The sequence below is a fragment of the Actinoplanes sp. NPDC049316 genome (genome assembly GCF_040677315.1).
Taxonomy (GTDB): domain Bacteria; phylum Actinomycetota; class Actinomycetes; order Mycobacteriales; family Micromonosporaceae; genus Actinoplanes.
The window spans coordinates 62,125-80,140 of record NZ_JBFAQM010000027.1; the positions used below are offsets into that span (position 1 = coordinate 62,125).

Here is an 18,016-nt window from a genome sequence, read left to right on the forward strand (position 1 = left end):
TCTTGGTGGTGGGTCAGGACTTGGCCGGCGGAGGCGGCGCGCCGCCGTCCTCCACGACCGACACGTCCTTGACGACGGCTCGCAGAGCCTCGTCCTCGTCGGGAACGTCGGTCTCGGCAGGCTCCGCGTCCGTGATGACGGCTCGCAGGGCCTCGTCCTCGTCGGGAACGTCGAGCTCGGCGGGCTCCGCGGACGCGGGGCCGGCGCCCGTGGCCTCGCCGCTCTCGCGGGCGTGCCGGGCGTTCTCGTTGCGGAACGTCTCGTAGATCTGGGTCAGCGACTGCTTCTGCGCGATCGTCAGGTCGGGATCGACCGCGATGGCGGCCAGCACGCCCTGCTGGCCCTCCCCGTCGAGCAGGCCGGCGCGCAGGTACATCGCGGGCGTCGACACCCGCAACGCGCTGGCCAGTTGCTGCAGCACCTCGGCGCTGGGTTTGCGCAGGCCCCGCTCGATCTGGCTCAGGTACGGGTTGCTCACGCCCGCCCGGTCGGCGAGTTGCCGGAGGGAGATCTTCGCGGTCTGCCGCAGGTCTCGGATGAACGAGCCGATGTCCTGAGGCAGATCCTTACCGGTGGCCATGACTCGACCGTAGCCCGGCTCGCTAGCTCCTGCAAGCAAAACGCTTGCAAGAGCTAGCGTGAAACGGGTCACCAGACCGCGCGTACCTCGCCGACCTGGACGCCACCGCCGAGCACGGGCACCGTGGCCAGGGAATCCAGCACCGGAGCGGCCAGGCCGAGGCGGCGCAGCGCCGACACCAGCACCGGCATCCGTGCGCGCATCGCGCCGTCCTCGATCTTCAACGCCACCGCGCCGACCTCCGGGACGGCGACCGCGACGACACCCTCCGCGCCGCCCTTGGCCAGCAGCCCCGGCACGCCGTGCATCAGCCGCGTGTCGTCCTGGCCGGTGCCCGCGACCAGCTCCGGGTCGGCCCGCATGGCGTCCGCCACCATCCGCTCGTACGTCTGCGGCGCGGCCGAGACCAGCCGCTGGAAGGCCCGGGCCAGCGCGGTCAGCGAGAAGCCGAGGACGGGCGCGCCGCAGCCGTCGACGCCGGTCGCGGCGATCGGCTCACCGGCCAGCTCGGTCACCGTCTCGGTGAGCACCTGCTGCAACGGGTGCTTGACGTCGCGGTAGTCGTCCAGCGGCCACTTGTTGGCGACGCAGGTGGCCAGCATCCCGGCGTGCTTGCCGGAACAGTTCATCAGGATCCGCGCCGGCTCCCGGCCGTCGTGTTCCGACTCGGCGAGCGGCAGGGCCGGCGGGCAGAGCAGCGCGTCCTCGGTCAGCCCGGCGGCGCCCAGGATGGCGCGTACGCGCCGCAGGTGGAACGGCTCGGCGAAGTGGCTGCCGCTGATCAGGGCGAGATCCGCCGGGTCGGCCACCCGCAGCCCGGCGCGCAGCATGCCGACGGTCTGCATCGGCTTGTTGGACGAGCGCGGGAAGACCGGGCCCACCACGTCCCCGGCCGAGTCGGCGACCGCGCCCGCGGCGTCCAGCACCACGACCGAGCCGTGGTGGACGGACTCGGTGAAGCCGGAGCGTACGACCTCCGCGAGGATCATCGGGCCGGCACCCCGAGCAGCTCGCGCGCCTCGGCGGTGGTCAGCGGCGGACGCTGGGCGAGCTGGGCGAACCCGACGGCGCGCGCGACGAGCTGCATGTTCGACTCGACCGGGCGGCCCTTCGCATACGTGATGGTGTCCTCCATGCCGACCCGCAGGTGCCCGCCGGCCGACAGCGAGGCCAGCATGACCGGGATCGTGCTGCGGCCGATGCCCGTGGCGGAGAACGTGGTGCCCTCCGGCAGGTCGCGGATCGCGCGGTGACAGGCGACCAGCGCCTCGGCGGTGCCCGGCATCCCGCCCGGCACGCCCATCACCAGGTCGACGTGGACGTGACCGCCGTACGGCAGCCCGTGCTGCGCGAGCAGGCGCTGCAGCGAGGTGAGCTGCCCCAGGTCGAAGATCTCGTACTCGGGGACGATGCCGCGCTCCTGCATCCGGGTGTGCAGGTCGACGATGAACTCCCAGCGGTTCATGAACACGCCGTCGCCGAAGTTGACCGTACCCATCGTGCAGGAGGCCATCTCCGGGCGCGCGTCGAGCACGGCGAGCCGGTCGGCCTCGGGGTCGGTCACCGCGCCGCCCGAGGAGAGCTGCACGATCAGGTCCGTCGACTGCCGCAGGGCGGCCACCGTCTCGCGCAGCCGGCCCTGGTCGAGGGTCGGCTCGGCGGCGTCGTCGCGGATGTGGACGTGGATGATCGCGGCGCCCAGCGCCTCGCACTCCTTGGCGGTGGCCACGAGCTCGTCGATCGTCACAGGCAGCGCCGGTACGGCCGCCTTGCTGCTCTCCGCGCCGGTGGGCGCGACGGTGATGAGGGTCCCGGTCATAACCGAGATCCTGCCATGAGGAAGCGTTAAGGCCGGGCCGGACCGGGGTCGATGGCCGCCGCCGACTCGCCGACCGTGAGCCGGGCGTCGTCGGCCACGTTGCGCTTCAGCACGGCCAGCGCGATCATGCCCAGCTCGTGGTGGCGGACCGCCGTGCCGACGAACCCGACCTCGCGCCCGTCCAGCGTGACCGGCGTGCCCTTGGCCGGCGGCTGGTCGGTCGCCACCCCGTCCAGGTGCAGCAGCACGAGCCGGCGCGGCGGGCGGCCCAGGTGGTGCACCCGGGCGACGGTCTCCTGCCCCCGGTAGCAGCCCTTGTCCAGGTGGACGGCCGGGGCGATGAAGCCGGCCTCGGCCGGGATCGTGCGGTGATCGGTCTCCCAGCCGAACCGCGGGACGCGGTGGGCGACGCGCACGGCCTCGTACGCCCACAGCCCCGCCCGCGGCACGTCGGACAGCCGGCCGAGCACCGCGTCGAGGCGCGCCCGCGGCACGAGCAGGTCGACGCCGAGCGGCACCCGCCGGGCGAGGCCACCCTCGAAGAGCCGGACGTCGTACAGCGCGGTCGGCGCGGCGGGCACGGACCCGGCGGCGAACTTCGGGCCCGGCACGTCGAAGATCCGGGGCGCCGAGAGCTCGACGTCGAGCAGCCGCGCGACGGTGGCCGGGGCGTCCGGGCCGACGATCGACAGCACGGCGGTCTCCGCGGTCGCGTCCCGCGGCTCCACGCGCGTGAAGAAGCGCATCATCTCGAGGTATTTCAGCAGGCCCTCACCCGCGCCCGGCTCGGTGTCGAGCCAGGCGGTGGTGCCGTCCTCGGCGACGAGCGCGTGCTGCTCGACGTGGCCGTGCGGGGAGAGCACGAGCAGCTCGCTGCCCTGCCCGGCGCGCAGGTCGGCGAGGTGCTGGGTGGTCAGGGTGTGCAGCCAGCTCGCGCGCTCCTCGCCCGGCACCGCGATGACGTCGCGGTTGGAGCGGTCGACGAGCCCGGCCGTCGTCTCCAGCGTGCGCTGCTCGCGCATGGGGTCGCCGTGGTGGGCCGGTACGCCGGCGTCCGCGGACTGCGGGTCGAGCTCCTCGATGCGGACCGTGGTCATGCTTGCTCCTTGCAGCCGCCGCAGACGCCGAACAGCGAGACGTGACCGACGTCGACCCGGAAGTCGCGCTCGTCGCGCAGGCGCTCGGTGACCGGCAGCATGATGGCGGGGTCGACCTCGTCGACGGAGCCGCAGGTGCGGCAGACGAGGTGCACGTGCTGGTCCTCGCCCGCGGCGTGGTACGTCGGCGAGCCGTGCGACAGATGGGTGTGGCTGACGAGGCTCAGCTCCTCGAGCAGCTCGAGGGTGCGGTAGACGGTGGTGATGTTGACGCCGGCGGCCCGCTCACGCACGGTCTGGTGGATCCGCTCGGGCGTGGCGTGGCCGAGCTCGTGCACCGCCTCCAGGATCAGCTGGCGCTGCGGCGTCAGTCGCAGGCCGCGTTCCCGGAGCATCTCGGCGAGGGATGTGGCGGACACGTTACGAGCATAGTTCGCGCCGCTATACCCTCCCGGGCGTGAACGCGCCCATCATGGTGATCCCCGGCTCGGGGGAGCTGACCCACACCGACCGCGGGCTGCTGTACGGCGAGGGCGTCTTCGAGACGGTGCACCTGCGCCCCACCGGCCCCTGGCTGCTCGACGCCCATCTGGGCCGCCTGCGGAGTTCGGCCGCGATGCTGGACATCGACGTCCCCGAGCAGGTCGCCGGCCTGGGCGCAGGGCTGACCCATGAGGACGGCGCGTTGCGGCTGGTCGTCACGCCCTCGACCGCATTCGCGACCGTGTCGCCGGTGCCGGAAGCGATCCGCCGGGAACGCCGCGTCGGGATCCGCGTGCTCACCCACGACGTGGGCCCCCGGGCGCCCTGGTCCCTTTCCGCCGCCAAGACGCTCTCCTACGCCGAGAACCTGGCGGCGAAGCGCTGGGCGGTCACCCAAGGGGCCGATGACCTGCTGTGGCTCCGTGAGGGTCAGGCCCTGGAAGCGCCCACGGCCAGCCTGGTGTGGCTCGACGGCGACACCCTGTGCACTGTGCCGGCGGACTCGACCGGCATCCTGCCCGGGACGACGGCCGCGCACCTGCTCCACCGGGCCGGCGACGTCGGTCTGCGCGCCGACGAGCGGATGATCACCGTGGGGCAGCTGCGGGGCGTGGCAGCGATGTGGCTGGCCAGCTCGCTGCGCGGCCTGGCCGAGGTGCGGTCACTGGACGGCGTACCCCGCGCGGCGTCGCCCTGGACGCCGCGCCTTCAGGACCTCCTGGGCTTCATCCGCCCACCCGCAGCAGGCGCGCCGACAGGTGCGGCTTGAGGGTCTCGCCGTTGGCCGACATCTCCTGGGCATAGAGCAGCGCGCCCTCGACGATGCCGAAGAGGCGGTGGCCGCCGGTGACCGCGAGGCCCGTGGCGGTGTGCCCGACGCCGGCCGTGGCCATCTCCAGCCGGGTGCCGGTGGCCTCGCCCTCGTAGATCTCGATGACGCCGTGCTGGGTGGTCAGCGTCGCCTCCATCTCGTCGGTGGGGCGCCCGTCCGCATTCAGCACCGGGCGCCAGAAGCCGACCTCGCGGTTGGCCATGCCGGTCGGCTGCGACTCGTCGTCCAGGACCCAGATGCGCGACTCGTACGCCAGGAACGGCCGCCCGTCGTGGCTGATCCGGATCTCCTGCGCGAAGTTGTAGTCCTCGGGCTCCGGGAAGCCGCCCTGCCCGCGTCCGCGCCACAGGCCGATGAACGGCAGCAGCCCGAGCAGCGCCGGGTGCAGGTCCGGGCCCTGGCGCAGGTCGTGGGTGTCCTCGTACGGGTACTCGTCCACCGGCGGGGCGTTCAGCCAGGGCGGCGGTCCCAACGGGTTCTCGGTCTCGCTGCTCACCATCGTCCCCTTGCAATGCGCATAGCCAGATAGCCCAGCCCGCCGGCCAGCCCGCCCAGACCGGCGACCAGCAGGCTCACGTACCCGATCTCCGTAACCATGACGGAGCCATCCTATGCTGACCGACATGGCCCGCCTTCTCGTCGTCAAGACCACCGCCGGAGCGGACGCGCCGGAGCGCTGCTCGCAGGCGTTCACCGTGGCGAGCACGGCGGCGTCGTCCGGCGTGCCGGTGTCGTTCTGGCTCACCGGCGAGTCGGCGTGGTTCGCCCTGCCCGGGCGCGCGGCCGAGTTCGAGCTGCCGCACGCGGCTCCGCTGCCGGACCTGCTCGAGCTGCTGCTGGAGGCGGGCACGGTGACGTTGTGCACGCAGTGCGCGGCCCGCCGGGACATCGGCCCGGACGACGTGCTCCCGAGGATCCGCATCGCGGGCGCCGCCGTCTTCGTCGAGGAGGTCACCTCCGGCGGCGCGCAGGCGCTCGTCTACTAGCGACAGCTTGTGGTCGCGCTGACCCGCGCGGTCCCGTCGCCGTCGCTCACGATCAGCGAGGCCTCGCCCACCCGGTACGCCCACGCGTGCGGCTCCGCCTGAATCACGAGCGCGCCGGCCACCACGTCGCGCAGCGCGCGCCCGAGGTCCTTCGGCGCCGCCAGGTCACCCGCGGTCACCGTCGTGGCCGTACGACCGTCCGGGCACGTCACCGACACGCCGGTGGCCGTACCGGTGCCGCCCAACGCCTTGCTCGCCGCCACGAACGGCGCCGGCGGCTGCGCGACCGGCCCCGGCGGCTCGTCCGGCGCGGCGCCGGGCCGGCAGCCGGTCGAGATCCGCAGGACGAACGACGTGGAACCGGCGCCCGCCTCCGCCTCCACCCCGACGAACTCCCCCGCGTCGCCCCGCAGCACCTGCCGGGTGTCCTCGGCGTCGTGCCGGATCGCCGCCCGGTACGCCCGCGGCAGCGCCCGCGCGATCGAGTCGAGCACACCGAACGCCTCGTCGGGACGCACGCGTACGGTCACCTCCTGGCTCGCCTCCACGCCGCCGCGCACCGGGGTCAGCGCACAGTCGCGGTCCAGGGCCACCGGCCCGATCGCGATCACCCGGTCCGGCCCGTCGGCGGCCGCGACCACCACGCCCGCGGCCCGGTGCAGCACCGGCAACGCCTCGGTGATGGTTCGCTGCTCGGGCACGGTCGGTGGATCCTTGCGCACCGACCACACCGCCAGCCCGGCCAGGACGAGCGTCCAGGCGGCGACGACCGCCACGAGCCACCACCGGGTCGGGCGCCGCTCGGGCTGAGGCGGCGGCGCGTACGCGGGAGGTGCGGGCAGGCTCACGGCAGCCATGCTCGCATGCGGCTCCCACCCAGCACGAAGGGCGGGACCCGACGGGTCCCGCCCTTCGATCAACAGAGCGTGGGTCAGGCGGCCGCGACGTTCAGGCCGACCTCGTTGACGCCGCGGGTGGCGTCGACGGCGAGGTCGCCGTTGCCGTGGCGGGACAGGGCGCGCAGCGTCCACGAGCCCGGCGCCGCGAAGAAGCGGAAGACGCCCTCGGGGGACGTCACCACCTCGGCGGTGAACTCGCCGGACGAGTCGAGGAGGCGGACGTACGCGCCGCCCACGGCGTCACCCTCGGCGGTGGTGACGACGCCGGTGATCACGGTTTCCTTCTCGAGGTCGACGCCGGCCGGGATGGGAGCCGACTGGTCGGGCGCGGCGCAGCCGTCCGCGATGTTGGGGGTGGTCATCGCGATCACGCCTTTCCGGGCTCGTCGCCGAGCGCGATCGGCACGCCGATGAGCGAGCCGTACTCGGTCCACGAACCGTCGTAGTTCTTCACGTTCTCCTGGCCGAGCAGCTCCTTGAGCACGAACCACGTGTGCGAGGAACGCTCGCCGATGCGGCAGTACGCGATCGTGTCCTTGCCGCCGTCGAGGCCGGCGTCGCCGTAGATCTTGGCGAGCTCGTCGTCGGACTTGAACGTGCCGTCCTCGTTCGCGGCCTTGCTCCACGGCACGCTGATCGCCGTGGGGATGTGGCCCGCGCGCTGCGACTGCTCCTGCGGCAGGTGCGCCGGGGCGAGCAGGCGGCCGGCGAACTCGTCGGGGCTGCGGACGTCGACCAGGTTCTTCACGCCGATGGCCTGCACGACCTCGTCGCGGAACGCGCGGATCGACAGGTCGGGCTCCGTGGCCTGGTACTGCGTGGCGGCGCGCTGCGGCACGTCCTTCGAGTACGGCCGGGCGTCCAGCTCCCACTTCTTGCGGCCGCCGTCGAGCAGCTTCACGTCGCCGTGGCCGTACAGCTTGAAGTACCAGTACGCGTACGCCGCGAACCAGTTGTTGTTGCCGCCGTACAGGACGACGGTGTCGTCGTTCGAGATGCCCCGCTCGGACAGCAGCGCGGAGAACTGCTCCTGGTTCACGAAGTCCCGGCGCACCGGGTCCTGCAGGTCCTTCTTCCAGTCGATCTTGATAGCGCCCGGGATGTGCCCGCCGTCGTAGGCGGTGGTGTCCTCGTCGACCTCGACGAAGACGACACCCGGGGTGTCCAGGTTCTTCTCGGCCCAGTCGGCAGAGACGAGTGCGGTGTCGCGACTCATCGCATTACTCCCTTGTCAGGTGAGAGATGGGGGTGAGTCGACGCGCGGGAGGTGAAGAGGTCGCACGCGCGCCGACCCGAAAAACGGATCACGCTTTGCGTACGGCGCCACTGCCGGGCGAAGGAAATGCCGGATGGCCCCGTCAGAGGACAGGGCGACACAGGCAGGCGGCCACGCGGCACAGGTCGACCGCGCGCCTCTTGGTGAGCAACAGGCTCATGGGAAGCGACCCTACCAGCGGTTCCAGGGGCCGGAACACTGCCGACCACCATCCGGGAAGGAGTCGGCGGTCACAGGCCGCCGGAGTTGAGCGCCACATTGCTGGCGCCGGCGGTCACCACCAGCCCGTCCGGACGCGGCTCCACCTTCTGCACCTTCAGGCCCAGCGGCAGCGCCGGAACCTTGAGGTCGTACGCGAGCCCCTTGACGTAGTTGTCGACGAGATTGCGCACCAGCGGCACGTTCGGCAGACCGTCCGCGGTCACGTCGGCGAAGCGCACCTGCACGACGCCGTCCTTGATGTCGAGGTTCGCCGTGCCCGACACGTTCCAGGTCTGGCCGAGCGCCTGGATCGGCGCGGAGCCGACCAGCTTGCCGTCCTTCTCGCCGACCTTGAGGCCCTTCTGGCCGATGAGGTCGGCGAGCGTGGGGTAGTCGATGGTCCCGGCGCCGGTGACCGTGCCGGCCACGATGTCGCCGTTGCCGCTGCGGATCGTGTCCAGCGGCGCGGTCACGTCCCGGGCGTGGATGTCCAGCAGCGGCATCTTGATGGTCTTGTTGTTCCCGGCCGGCCCGGAGAAGTCCTTCAGCCGGATCTGGATCTCCTGGTACTTGCCGTCGAGCACCTGGGTCAGGAACGGCACGCCCTCCACCGTGACGTCCGGCTTCTCCGAGGTGGCCTGCTGGTCGGCGACCTGCTGCGCGACCCGGTCGCCGATGACCCGCTCCGCGTACGAGGCGGCCACCCGGTCCGCCACGGCGAGCAGCGCGACCACGATGATCAGGAGCACCAGCAGGGTGATCAGGAGACGCCTCCCCCAGCGCTTGCGCGGTCGCGCCGACCCGTACACCTCGGACACCGGTCCTCCTCGTTGCCACCGTCGCGGGACTGGGCACGGTATATGCCCAGTGCGAGCCGCCGGGACACGTGCTCAGGCCAGGTCACGTGCTCAGGCCAGGTCACGTGCTCAGGCCAGGTCACGTGCTCAGGCCAGGTCACGTGCTCAGGCCAGGTAGAGAACTGTCAGGGCGTACGTGGCCGGCAGGCTCAGGGCGAAGGCGCCCAGCGGACCCTGCATGTGGCGCGCGACCCACAGGGTGGGCGCCTCGCCGGCCATGCTGCGGCCGGCCTCGGAGTAGTTCACGGCGAGGTCGACCAGCCCGGCGATGACGGCGACGACGAGGCCGAGCACCGCCCCCTTGGCCGGGGTGAACGGCAGCACCAGCACGCTGCCCAGCCCCGCCGCGGCGAGCGTGCCGAGCATCGCGCCGGCGATGATGCCGGCCGCGCCGCGGGGCACCTGGGCGGCGATCCGCGGCTTGGGCCACACGGCGTCGGTCAGGTGCGCGACCAGCAGCGAGACGCCGACCGCGGTGAGGCAGACGAGCAGCGCCTGGGTGCCGACGGGCTTCCTGGTCAGCACGATGGGCAGGGCGAACGACACCACCCCGAGCACGACGAGGAACGTGCCGCCGAGCGAGTCGCGCAGGCGCGCCCGGTCGGCGGCGCGGATCGTCTGCCCGACGAGCGCGGCCGCGTAGGCAGCGGCCAGCACGTACACCAGCGGTAGCAGCGCTGCCGGCTCGCTGGTCACCGCCAGCCGATCGGCGGCGGCGGCCGCCACCACACAGACACCGGCGACGGTTCCGGCCGCCGGCGGCCGGACCGCCATCGTGAACGCCAGGATGTAGAGGAGCTGCACTCCGAAGAGGACGATCGCGTACGGCAGCCGCGCATCCGGCCCGGACGTCTGTGCGCCCAGGATCAGGCCGGCACCCAGCAGGGCCGAGAAGCCGGCGATCGCCACCGACAACTGGCGGCGGACCGGCGCGACCGGGATCTCCTCGTCGTGGTCCTCGTCCTCGTCCTCGATCGGACGCACGGTCACGGGGTCCTTCTCCGGCGCGCCCGCGTAGAAGCCCGACGACGACCGGGCCGGGGCGGCACGCGCGATCTCCCGGGAGACGTCGTCGTCCCAGGAGTCACGGTCGCGCGGGCTGGAGGGCAGCACGCCTGCGATGGTGCCAGACCCGGGCTCCGGCGTCCCCATCGCGGGCAAGGTTTCCCGGCGTGCGACGGTCGGGTGAACGGCCGGTCACGGATCGGCCGTTCGGTCACCTGGAGGGCGTTCGTCACATCACTCGATGATCCGAAGAGGGTGATCGAGCAGCAGCATCGGTTAAGGTATGCGCAGCCCACCCGTCGGTGACGCCGGGACGAGACCCTCCGGTTGCCCAGCTCTCCAGCTGCGCACACCGGGTCACCCGAGCGGCCTTCGTGCCGCGAGGATCGAGGTGAGTGTGGAAATCCTCCTGTTGGTGACGGCACGAGCCGGCGAACCCTCCGCCGTGCTTCCCGCGCTGGACCTGCTGCCCCACTCCGTGCGTACGGCGCCCCGCGACGTACGCACGCTTGTTTCCGGGCCGAGCCCGGACGCCGTGCTCGTGGACGCCCGCTCGGAGCTCTCCGAGGCCCGGGCCACCTGCCGGATGCTGCACGCGACCGGCATCGGCGTGCCCCTGGTCGCGGTGGTGACCGAGGCCGGCCTCATCGCGCTCAACGCCGACTGGGGTGTCGACGACGTCATCCTCGCCAGCGCCGGCCCCGCCGAGGTCGAGGCCCGGCTGCGGCTGGGCGTCGGCCGCCTGTCGAACGCCACGGCGGGTGCGGGCGGCTCCATCCGCGCCGGCGAGCTGATGATCGACCCGGACACGTACGCGGCCAAGCTCAAGGGCCGCCCGCTCGACCTCACGTACAAGGAGTTCGAGCTGCTCAAGTTCCTCGCCCAGCACCCCGGCCGGGTCTTCACCCGCGACCAGCTGCTGCGCGAGGTCTGGGGCTACGACTACTTCGGTGGCACGCGCACGGTCGACGTGCACGTGCGGCGGCTGCGCGCCAAGCTCGGCTCGGAGTACGAGTCGATGATCGGCACCGTGCGCCAGGTGGGCTACAAGTTCGTCGTCCCGCCGTCCGGCCGCCAGCTGCCCGACAACGAGCCCGTCTCGCTGCCGGTCTGAGCCGCCGACGATGACGGACGTCCGGTCCTCGGACCGGCTGACCCCCGCCGAGGCGGCCGACGTGCTCGCGCTGGCCGCCGCGGCGGACGAGGCCGACGGCGTGTATCCGCTGTCCGAGGACGGCGTCCTGGGCCTGCGCGGCACCGCGCACCACCACCTGCTGTCACGTGCCGACGACGGCGGGCTCGCCGGGTACGCGTACCTTGCCGGCTCGGCGGGGGAGCTGATCGTGCACCCGAAGCACCGCCTGCGCGGCCACGGCACCGCCCTGCTCGCCGCGGCCGGCACCGGCGAGCTGCAGTTCTGGGCCCACGGCGACGAGCCGGCCGCCCGGGCCTTCGCGGAACGCAACGGGTTCACCCGCGCCCGCGTGCTCTGGCAGATGCGCCGCCCGCTCGCCGGCCTGCCCGACGTGCCGCTGCCCGGCGGGGTGACGCTGCGCGCGTTCGTGCCCGGCACCGACGACGAGGCCTGGCTGGGCGTCAACTCCCGCGCCTTCGCGCACCACCCGGAGCAGGGCCGCTGGACCGCCGAGGACCTGCGGCTGCGCTTCGCCGAGCCGTGGTTCGACCCGGCCGGCTTCCTGCTCGCCGTGGACGCGGAGGACCGGATGCTCGGCTTCCACTGGACCAAGGTGCACCCGCCGGAGGGCGACGAGCCGGCGATCGGCGAGATCTACGTCCTCGGCGTCGAGCCGGGCGGCCACCGCCGCGGGCTCGGCGCGGCGCTGAGCGTGGCCGGCCTGCGCCACCTCGCCGCGCAGGGCCTCGAGAACGCCCTGCTCTACGTGGACGAGTCCAACACCGCGGCCGTCGGCCTCTACCGCCGCCTCGGCTTCGAGGTCCACTCGACCGACGTGCAGTACCAGCGCCGAGCCTGACCGCGTCGGACGCCGGGCAGGACCGGGCCGCGGAGAAGCACGCCTATAATGGGGGTGAATGCCTCCGCACGGGAAGGGGTTCGGCGATGAGCAGATGGTTATCACCCCAGCGGCTTGCGGCCCTGATCCTGGCGATCGCCGCTGCCTCGCTCGTCGGCTACGGCGTCGCGTATGCGTACGCGGCCGGCCGGTCCGAGGTTCGAGTTCACCAGGTGGACAAGTCCCCTGAGCAGATACGCGATTACTGGACGCCGGAGAACGTCGAGAAAGCGAAACAGGGCGACCCCATGCCGGTCGTAACCGACCGGTAGCACTTCTTGTTGTCCGACCGGAGGCCGGGCTGATATGGCCCGGCCTCCGGTGTGGCGTCAGCTGTTGAGGGCGTTAATCACGACGGCTGCGTTGTTGTAGTGGTTGGAAGAGTAAAGGTGGTTGTTCACGTAGTTGCCGTTGGCGTCGCCGTCGCGGTGACTGTTACTGCCGACAATCTGAACGTTGGACGAGCCGACTCCGGTGGCGATCGGGCCACCGCTGGCGCCGCCACCCATGTCGCAGGACATCCTGATTCGATCGTCGAACGGGTTGTTGTTATCGGCGTCAATGGTGTTGCCTTCGCAGTACATCATGTATTCGCCGTTGAAGAAGTCGGAGTCCGGGCGGTTGTAGCCGCTGGCGGGGTACCCGAACGACCGGGCATTGGTGTAGGCGGTACCACCGCGGAAGTTGTGGCCCCAACCACCGACAGTGTCCTGCAGGTTGGCGGACCCCGTCTCCGGCACCACGATCAGCGCGCCCAGGTCGGAGCTTTCGTAGTCCCGGTCCTCGATCCAGCTGTCGAGGGCGAGCACACTGACGCCGTACCACCAGCCGTACGGGTTCGAGTTGTTGCTGTAGGCGGGAATGAACACGTGGTTGCGCCGCCAGTCACCGCCGGGCCCAGCGTGCAGGCAGTGAGCAGCGGTCCACACGGAATTGCGGTTATTGGTGGCGATGGAGGTCGCGCTGCACGCGAACCACTCCGTCTCGGTGGCGTCCGTGTAGAACAGCCGGCCGACCGCGGACATCGGCCACGCCGCCACGTTGGACACCCGCCGCGAGGCGGTCACCGCAGCGGCGAGTTCCGCTGTGGCCGCCTTGCCTCGCAGGGCCGCGGAATTCTTGGGGGGAGCCGCGGGAGCGGCACTTCCCGGCCCCGCCACCGCGGTGGGCCGGGACGTGCTCGTTCCACCGACGCCGCCGGCAGGCGGGACGGCCGCGTCCGTCCCCGAGTTCCGGATCGCCTCCCGGAGTCGCTGCGGCGTCCAGAAGGCGCGGAGTTGCCTGGGGGTCTTGTTGGTCGGCTTCGCCTGCACCACCCGGACGGTGGGCTCGCCTGCCGGAGCGGACGCCGAGGCGGGTGGGGTAGTGGCGACACCGCCGGCCGCGGCGGCTAGGAAGGTAAGGAAGACCAACTGCCTTGACAAACGTCGAACGAGGGGGCGAGCCACGACTTTCTCCTGTTCGGTGTCGGGCAGCCCGCGAGGTCCCAACATGGCGCTCCCCGCAGGCGCGAATGTTCGGTCCGACCCACTCGACCACTAGACCACCAGATCGATCAATATCCATGTCCGAGAAGTGACGTTCATCGCAGAATGACCCCCGCAGCTTGACGCATGGCGACCTCGACGGCCGACTGCAAGAGTCTCCGCGCGTGCGCTCCAGGCCGTCCGTGCCGGGCTCGAAGCCCACCGCTACACGCCGCGCAGCTCGTGCAGGGTCGCGGCGGTCAGCTTGTACGGCGCCTCGTCCGGCCGTACGAGCACGACCGTGCACGCGGCGGCGTGGGTGAGCGCGGCCGTGAAGCTGCCGTCGGCGAACTGGGCGGCGGGCCCGCGCGGTGAGCGTCCCACCGCGACCGTGCGAGCGGCGACGTCCTCGGCGTGCTGGGCGAGCACCCGGCCGGCCGCCGCGTGGTCGCCCACGCTGGTCAGCACGAGCCCGGTGGCGGCGATGCCCTGGGCCGCGAGCCGGTCGAGGTGCGAGCGGACCGCCGCACGGGCGCTCTCCGCGTCCTCGGGCTCGATGGCGAGCTCCTCGATCACCACGGTCTCGCGGACCCGGACGACCTCGAGCGGGCTGCCCTGGTCGCGGGCGATGCCCGCCGCCGCGTCGACGATCTCCGCGGCGTCCGGGGTGGCGCCGACCGCCACGACGACCGGGCGCGAGCCCGCGCCGGTGGCCGCGCCGACCGGTTCGAGCGCCGCGGGCACCGCCTCGGCCTCGCCGGACTCGGCGGCGGCGACCAGCTTGTGCCCGGTCGCCAGCACCGGGATGGCCAGCAGGAACGCGATGCCGCCGACGTAGAACGGCACGCTCAGGTCGAAGGCGTCGGCCAGCTTGCCGGCCGCGAACGGCGCCAGCCCGCCGCCGATGAAGCGGACGAAGCCGTACGCCGACGACGCGACCGAGCGCTCGACGGGCGCGACCAGCATGACCGCCTGGGTGGTGAGGGTGTTGTTGATGCCGATGAAGGCGCCGCTGACGATCACCGCGGTGATGACGGTGGCGGGCGTGGTCACGCCGGCCGCGATGACCACCATGACCACCGCGAGCGCGGCCATGTTGGCGTACAGGACCGGGGCGGTGCCGAAGCGCGCCTGCAGCCGCGGCGCGACGAACACGCTGAAGATCGCGACGAGCAGGCCCCAGCCGGTGAAGACCAGCCCGAGCCGGTGGGCGTCCAGCTCCATCGGGTACGGCGCGTAGCCGAGCATGGTGAAGAAGCCCCAGTTGTAGAGCAGCGCCATGATGCCCATGGTCAGCAGGCCGCGATGGCGCAGCGCCTTGAGCGGGTCGGCGACGGAGGTGGGCCGGGCCGGCTTGGGCAGCGCGGGGACGAAGGCGATCGTGGCGACCATCGCGATGGCCATCAGCACCGCGACGCCGAAGAACGGGCCGCGCCAGCTGATGCTGCCGAGTTCGCCGCCGAGCAGCGGGCCGACCGCGATGCCGAGCCCGAGCGCGGTCTCGTAGAGGATGATCGCGCCGGCGAAGCCGCTGGTCGCCGATGCCACGATCACCGCGAGGCTGGTGGCGATGAAGAGCGCGTTGCCGAGCCCCCAGCCGGCGCGGAAGCCGACGATCTGCCCGACGGTGTCGGACGTGCCGGCCAGCGCGGCGAAGACCACGATGATCAGCAGGCCGACCACGAGGGTGCGCTTGGGGCCGATCCGGCTGGCGACGGCGCCGGCCACGAGCATCGCGACCGCCGTCACCACCAGGTAGCTGGTGAACAGCAGCGAGACCTGGCTCGGCGAGGCGTGCAGGTCCTCCGCCAGGGCGGGCAGGATCGGGTCGACGAGCCCGATGCCCATGAACGAGATGACGCAGGCGAACGCCACCGCCCAGACGGCGCGGGGCTGCTTGAAGGGATTCGTTGCCGGCTTGTGGCCGTGCGGTGCGGTCATGGAGCGGTCTCCCAGGATGCGGTTATAGCTGTATTGTGCAGCTATTTCCCCCGCCGTGACCAGTGGCGCGCGCCACGCCCGGGGCGGCAGGTTAACGGATACTGACGGACAATTCCGTCAGTCGCCCCTCGGTTCACTCAACGGACAACCCCTCCTCAGCCAAAGGAAACGAGCAGGGGCCGAACCGTTCACCCTTCGTTCATGTAGCCCCGGGGAGCCGGTCACCTGGCCCTCCTAGCTTTCCGGGTGTGCCGATGAGAGTTCGGCCGGCCGGGACCTCGGAGCCCGGGGATGCAGATCATTCGAAGGGAAAACCGTGAAGCTCCAGCGGTACTACGTTGCCGGCATTGCGATGACCGCCGCCTTCGCGCTGACCGCGTGCGGCTCTGACAACACCGACTCGCCCGCCGCCGCCGGCGGCGCCTCCGCCGCGAGCGGAAGCTGCGTCGCGGGTCAGCTGACCGCACAGGGCTCGTCCGCGCAGAAGAACGCGATGGACGAGTGGATCAAGACCTACCAGGGCCAGTGCTCGGGCGCCCAGATCGGCTACGAGTCCACCGGTTCCGGCGCGGGCATCCAGGCGTTCATCGCCGGCACCGCCGACTTCGCCGGCTCGGACTCGGCCCTCAAGGAGGAGGAGCAGCCGCAGGCGAACGCCAAGTGCCCCGGCGGCCAGGCGCTCAACCTGCCGATGGTGGTCGGCCCGATCGCCGTCGTCTACAACGTCGACGGCGCGGACAACCTCCAGTTCTCCGCGGCGACCCTCGCGAAGATCTTCTCGGGCAAGATCAAGAAGTGGAACGACCCGGCCATCGCCGCCGAGAACTCGGGCGCGAAGCTGCCGGACACCGCAATCCAGGCCGTGCACCGCTCGGACGAGTCCGGCACGACCGACAACTTCACCAAGTATCTGAGCAAGACCGCCGAGGCGGACTGGACGTACGGCAACGCCAAGGCGTGGAAGGCCCCGGGCGGCACCGGCGCCAACAAGTCGGACGGCGTCGCCTCGCTGGTGAAGAGCACCGCCGGCACGATCTCCTACGTCGAGCTCTCGTACGCCGAGAACAGCGACCTGAAGAAGGCGAAGATCAAGAACGGCGCGGGTGAGTTCACCGAGCTGACCGGCGAGAGCGCCGGCAAGACCATCGCGGGCGCCAAGGTCAAGGGCACCGGCGACGACCTCGCGCTCGACATCGACTACGCCACCACCGAGGCGGGCGCGTACCCGATCGTGCTGGTCACGTACGAGATCGTGTGCAGCAAGGGCAGCGCGAAGGCGGCCGCCATCAAGGGCTTCCTGACCTACACCTCGAGCACCGGCGGCCAGTCGGCGCTGGGCGAGCTGGGCTACGCCCCGCTGCCCGAGTCGGTCCGGAGCAAGGTCGAGGCCTCGGTCGCGAAGATCTCCTGACCCGGTCCCCCCGAGAGTTCCCCCCCTCCTAGACGACAGCGAGCGAGCGAATGGGCGACTATCCCTCCCGCTCGGCGAGCACCAGCGCCGGCGGTCCGGGTGTGACAGCACGTCACTCCCGGGCCGCCGGCAACGGCGTGTCGCCGATCCCTCCCGATGACCGGCCGCCGCTGGGCGGCGGGGGCGCGCTCCCCACGAAGACGCGGTTCTCCATGGAGACCGGCTTCCGGGGGTTGAGCACAGCCGCCGGCGCGATGGTGCTCGTCATCATCGTGGCCATCGCGATCTTCCTGATCTCGAAGGCCGTGCCCGCGCTGAACGCCGACACCGAGAACTTCCTGACCTACAAGGCCTGGTTCCCGAACGAGACACAGCCGCGGTTCGGCATCGCCGCCCTGGCCTTCGGCACCGTGCTGACCTCGGTCATCGCGCTGATCGTCGCGGTACCCATCGCCCTGGGGATCGCCCTGTTCCTGTCGCACTACGCGCCGAAGCGGCTGGCCACGCCGCTCGGCTTCGTCATCGACCTGCTCGCCGCCGTACCCAGCGTGGTGTTCGGCCTGTGGGGCCGCGACGTCTTCTCCGAGCCGGTGAAGAGCTTCTCGGTCTGGCTCAACGAGTACTTCGGGTGGCTGCCCATCTTCGGCGGCGACGGGCCGTTCGGGCGGTCGATCCTGCTCGGCAGCCTGGTCCTGGCGATCATGGTGCTGCCGATCGTCACCTCGCTGTCCCGCGAGGTCTTCCAGCAGACCCCCGGGATGAACGAGGAGGCCGCCCTCGCCTTGGGCGCCACCAAGTGGGAGATGATCCGCACGGCGGTGCTGCCGTACGGCAGGCCCGGCGTCATCGCCGCGGTCATGCTCGGCCTGGGCCGCGCGCTCGGCGAGACGATCGCCCTGGCGCTGACCCTGGGCACGACGTTCGTGATCTCGTTCAACCTGATCCAGAGCGGCGGCAACTCGATCGCCGCGAACATCGCCAACACCTTCGGCGAGGCGAACGCCACCGGCCGCGGCGCGCTGATCGCCTCCGGCCTGCTGCTCTTCGCCATCACCCTGGTGGTCAACATGGCGGCCCGCGCGATCATCTACCGCCGCCGCGAGTTCCGGGACAGTGCGGCATGAGGGCCT

General features: G+C 71.7%; 22 protein-coding genes. 7 read left to right on the top strand and 15 right to left on the bottom strand.

All coding sequences use genetic code 11. The features are described 5' to 3' along the window. Positions 1–13 precede the first annotated feature (13 nt). From AB0K03_RS31330 to AB0K03_RS31350, 5 genes are all read right to left on the bottom strand, one after another. Positions 14–580, bottom strand: coding sequence for a helix-turn-helix transcriptional regulator (locus AB0K03_RS31330; RefSeq protein WP_364692255.1), 567 nt, complete (start codon positions 578–580; stop codon positions 14–16). Between the two features lie 68 nt (positions 581–648). Next, complete coding sequence (locus tag AB0K03_RS31335) at positions 649–1,569, bottom strand: asparaginase (RefSeq protein ID WP_364692258.1); 921 nt, start codon at positions 1,567–1,569, stop codon at positions 649–651. After that, positions 1,566–2,399: a 3-keto-5-aminohexanoate cleavage protein gene (locus AB0K03_RS31340; protein ID WP_364692261.1), complete on the bottom strand. Its 834-nt coding sequence runs from the start codon at positions 2,397–2,399 to the stop codon at positions 1,566–1,568. Before AB0K03_RS31340 ends, AB0K03_RS31335 begins: the two co-directional genes overlap by 4 nt. 26 nt (positions 2,400–2,425) lie before the next feature. Further along, positions 2,426–3,496 carry a folate-binding protein gene (locus AB0K03_RS31345; RefSeq protein WP_364692264.1) on the bottom strand — a complete coding sequence of 357 codons (1,071 nt, stop codon included), beginning with the start codon at positions 3,494–3,496 and terminating at the stop codon, positions 2,426–2,428. Continuing rightward, on the bottom strand, positions 3,493–3,891 hold the full coding sequence (locus AB0K03_RS31350; protein ID WP_364692412.1) for a Fur family transcriptional regulator: 399 nt from the start codon (positions 3,889–3,891) through the stop codon (positions 3,493–3,495). The genes AB0K03_RS31345 and AB0K03_RS31350 overlap by 4 nt, the downstream gene beginning before the upstream one ends. Positions 3,892–3,968: 77 nt before the next feature. Here AB0K03_RS31350 and AB0K03_RS31355 point away from each other — a divergent pair, with 77 nt between their 5' ends. Then, the gene (locus tag AB0K03_RS31355) at positions 3,969–4,748 is read left to right on the top strand and encodes an aminotransferase class IV (protein WP_364692415.1); all 780 of its coding nucleotides are present in this window, start codon (positions 3,969–3,971) and stop codon (positions 4,746–4,748) included. Here AB0K03_RS31355 and AB0K03_RS31360 read toward each other — a convergent pair. Next, positions 4,705–5,310: an FABP family protein gene (locus AB0K03_RS31360; RefSeq protein ID WP_364692267.1), complete on the bottom strand. Its 606-nt coding sequence runs from the start codon at positions 5,308–5,310 to the stop codon at positions 4,705–4,707. The genes AB0K03_RS31355 and AB0K03_RS31360 overlap by 44 nt on opposite strands. Beyond that, positions 5,304–5,408, bottom strand: a complete 105-nt coding sequence (gene mtfM / locus AB0K03_RS31365; RefSeq protein ID WP_267909931.1) for a small membrane protein MtfM — start codon at positions 5,406–5,408, stop codon at positions 5,304–5,306. The genes AB0K03_RS31360 and mtfM overlap by 7 nt, the downstream gene beginning before the upstream one ends. A gap of 14 nt (positions 5,409–5,422) precedes the next feature. Here mtfM and AB0K03_RS31370 point away from each other — a divergent pair, with 14 nt between their 5' ends. Then, the gene (locus tag AB0K03_RS31370; RefSeq protein ID WP_364692270.1) at positions 5,423–5,797 is read left to right on the top strand and encodes a DsrE family protein; all 375 of its coding nucleotides are present in this window, start codon (positions 5,423–5,425) and stop codon (positions 5,795–5,797) included. On the opposite strand, the gene AB0K03_RS31375 is transcribed toward AB0K03_RS31370, so the two are convergent. The 6 genes from AB0K03_RS31375 to AB0K03_RS31400 all read right to left on the bottom strand — a co-directional run bounded on the left by AB0K03_RS31375 (position 5,794) and on the right by AB0K03_RS31400 (position 10,143). Beyond that, positions 5,794–6,654: a hypothetical protein gene (locus AB0K03_RS31375; protein ID WP_364692273.1), complete on the bottom strand. Its 861-nt coding sequence runs from the start codon at positions 6,652–6,654 to the stop codon at positions 5,794–5,796. The genes AB0K03_RS31370 and AB0K03_RS31375 overlap by 4 nt on opposite strands. Before the next feature lie 74 nt (positions 6,655–6,728). Continuing rightward, positions 6,729–7,058 carry a DUF1416 domain-containing protein gene (locus tag AB0K03_RS31380; RefSeq protein ID WP_364692276.1) on the bottom strand — a complete coding sequence of 110 codons (330 nt, stop codon included), beginning with the start codon at positions 7,056–7,058 and terminating at the stop codon, positions 6,729–6,731. Between the two features lie 5 nt (positions 7,059–7,063). Then, positions 7,064–7,912 (bottom strand): sulfurtransferase, encoded by an 849-nt coding sequence (locus AB0K03_RS31385; RefSeq protein WP_364692279.1) that lies wholly within the window; start codon positions 7,910–7,912, stop codon positions 7,064–7,066. Between the two features lie 142 nt (positions 7,913–8,054). Next, positions 8,055–8,231, bottom strand: a complete 177-nt coding sequence (locus tag AB0K03_RS31390; protein ID WP_364692282.1) for an Ms5788A family Cys-rich leader peptide — start codon at positions 8,229–8,231, stop codon at positions 8,055–8,057. Beyond that, complete coding sequence (locus tag AB0K03_RS31395) at positions 8,203–8,991, bottom strand: DUF2993 domain-containing protein (RefSeq protein WP_364692285.1); 789 nt, start codon at positions 8,989–8,991, stop codon at positions 8,203–8,205. The genes AB0K03_RS31390 and AB0K03_RS31395 overlap by 29 nt, the downstream gene beginning before the upstream one ends. Positions 8,992–9,135: 144 nt before the next feature. Continuing rightward, entirely contained in the window at positions 9,136–10,143 is a 1,008-nt protein-coding gene (locus AB0K03_RS31400; protein WP_364692288.1) for a hypothetical protein, read from the bottom strand. Between the two features lie 283 nt (positions 10,144–10,426). On the opposite strand from AB0K03_RS31400, the gene AB0K03_RS31405 reads away from it, so the two are divergent. The 3 genes from AB0K03_RS31405 to AB0K03_RS31415 all read left to right on the top strand — a co-directional run bounded on the left by AB0K03_RS31405 (position 10,427) and on the right by AB0K03_RS31415 (position 12,340). Next, positions 10,427–11,149 (top strand): response regulator transcription factor, encoded by a 723-nt coding sequence (locus AB0K03_RS31405; protein WP_364692291.1) that lies wholly within the window; start codon positions 10,427–10,429, stop codon positions 11,147–11,149. A 10-nt stretch (positions 11,150–11,159) separates the two neighbouring features. After that, complete coding sequence (gene mshD / locus AB0K03_RS31410; RefSeq protein WP_364692294.1) at positions 11,160–12,029, top strand: mycothiol synthase; 870 nt, start codon at positions 11,160–11,162, stop codon at positions 12,027–12,029. An 86-nt stretch (positions 12,030–12,115) separates the two neighbouring features. After that, on the top strand, positions 12,116–12,340 hold the full coding sequence (locus AB0K03_RS31415) for a hypothetical protein (RefSeq protein WP_364692296.1): 225 nt from the start codon (positions 12,116–12,118) through the stop codon (positions 12,338–12,340). A 57-nt stretch (positions 12,341–12,397) separates the two neighbouring features. On the opposite strand, the gene AB0K03_RS31420 is transcribed toward AB0K03_RS31415, so the two are convergent. Both AB0K03_RS31420 and AB0K03_RS31425 read right to left on the bottom strand, forming a co-directional pair. Then, a complete protein-coding gene (locus AB0K03_RS31420; protein ID WP_364692298.1) occupies positions 12,398–13,381 on the bottom strand; it encodes a hypothetical protein in 984 nt (327 codons plus the stop codon). Between the two features lie 378 nt (positions 13,382–13,759). Continuing rightward, the gene (locus AB0K03_RS31425) at positions 13,760–15,475 is read right to left on the bottom strand and encodes an MFS transporter (protein ID WP_364692301.1); all 1,716 of its coding nucleotides are present in this window, start codon (positions 15,473–15,475) and stop codon (positions 13,760–13,762) included. Between the two features lie 316 nt (positions 15,476–15,791). Between AB0K03_RS31425 and pstS the strand changes: the two genes are divergently transcribed. Further along, on the top strand, positions 15,792–16,886 hold the full coding sequence (pstS, locus tag AB0K03_RS31430) for a phosphate ABC transporter substrate-binding protein PstS (protein WP_364692304.1): 1,095 nt from the start codon (positions 15,792–15,794) through the stop codon (positions 16,884–16,886). A gap of 50 nt (positions 16,887–16,936) precedes the next feature. Then, positions 16,937–18,010 carry a phosphate ABC transporter permease subunit PstC gene (gene pstC, locus AB0K03_RS31435; protein WP_364692307.1) on the top strand — a complete coding sequence of 358 codons (1,074 nt, stop codon included), beginning with the start codon at positions 16,937–16,939 and terminating at the stop codon, positions 18,008–18,010. The last annotated feature ends 6 nt before the right edge of the window (positions 18,011–18,016 follow it).

What these genes read in the sequence shown, in the direction of transcription:
- AB0K03_RS31330 (WP_364692255.1), bottom strand. Translation starts at nt 580, where the DNA reads ATGGCCACCGGTAAGGATCTGCCTCAGGACATCGGCTCGTTCATCCGA.
- AB0K03_RS31335 (WP_364692258.1), bottom strand. Translation starts at nt 1,569, where the DNA reads ATGATCCTCGCGGAGGTCGTACGCTCCGGCTTCACCGAGTCCGTCCAC.
- AB0K03_RS31340 (WP_364692261.1), bottom strand. Translation starts at nt 2,399, where the DNA reads ATGACCGGGACCCTCATCACCGTCGCGCCCACCGGCGCGGAGAGCAGC.
- AB0K03_RS31345 (WP_364692264.1), bottom strand. Translation starts at nt 3,496, where the DNA reads ATGACCACGGTCCGCATCGAGGAGCTCGACCCGCAGTCCGCGGACGCC.
- AB0K03_RS31350 (WP_364692412.1), bottom strand. Translation starts at nt 3,891, where the DNA reads ATGCTCCGGGAACGCGGCCTGCGACTGACGCCGCAGCGCCAGCTGATC.
- AB0K03_RS31355 (WP_364692415.1), top strand. Translation starts at nt 3,969, where the DNA reads ATGGTGATCCCCGGCTCGGGGGAGCTGACCCACACCGACCGCGGGCTG.
- AB0K03_RS31360 (WP_364692267.1), bottom strand. Translation starts at nt 5,310, where the DNA reads ATGGTGAGCAGCGAGACCGAGAACCCGTTGGGACCGCCGCCCTGGCTG.
- mtfM (WP_267909931.1), bottom strand. Translation starts at nt 5,408, where the DNA reads ATGGTTACGGAGATCGGGTACGTGAGCCTGCTGGTCGCCGGTCTGGGC.
- AB0K03_RS31370 (WP_364692270.1), top strand. Translation starts at nt 5,423, where the DNA reads ATGCTGACCGACATGGCCCGCCTTCTCGTCGTCAAGACCACCGCCGGA.
- AB0K03_RS31375 (WP_364692273.1), bottom strand. Translation starts at nt 6,654, where the DNA reads ATGGCTGCCGTGAGCCTGCCCGCACCTCCCGCGTACGCGCCGCCGCCT.
- AB0K03_RS31380 (WP_364692276.1), bottom strand. Translation starts at nt 7,058, where the DNA reads ATGACCACCCCCAACATCGCGGACGGCTGCGCCGCGCCCGACCAGTCG.
- AB0K03_RS31385 (WP_364692279.1), bottom strand. Translation starts at nt 7,912, where the DNA reads ATGAGTCGCGACACCGCACTCGTCTCTGCCGACTGGGCCGAGAAGAAC.
- AB0K03_RS31390 (WP_364692282.1), bottom strand. Translation starts at nt 8,231, where the DNA reads ATGTGGCGCTCAACTCCGGCGGCCTGTGACCGCCGACTCCTTCCCGGA.
- mshD (WP_364692294.1), top strand. Translation starts at nt 11,160, where the DNA reads ATGACGGACGTCCGGTCCTCGGACCGGCTGACCCCCGCCGAGGCGGCC.
- AB0K03_RS31415 (WP_364692296.1), top strand. Translation starts at nt 12,116, where the DNA reads ATGAGCAGATGGTTATCACCCCAGCGGCTTGCGGCCCTGATCCTGGCG.
- AB0K03_RS31425 (WP_364692301.1), bottom strand. Translation starts at nt 15,475, where the DNA reads ATGACCGCACCGCACGGCCACAAGCCGGCAACGAATCCCTTCAAGCAG.
- pstC (WP_364692307.1), top strand. Translation starts at nt 16,937, where the DNA reads ATGGGCGACTATCCCTCCCGCTCGGCGAGCACCAGCGCCGGCGGTCCG.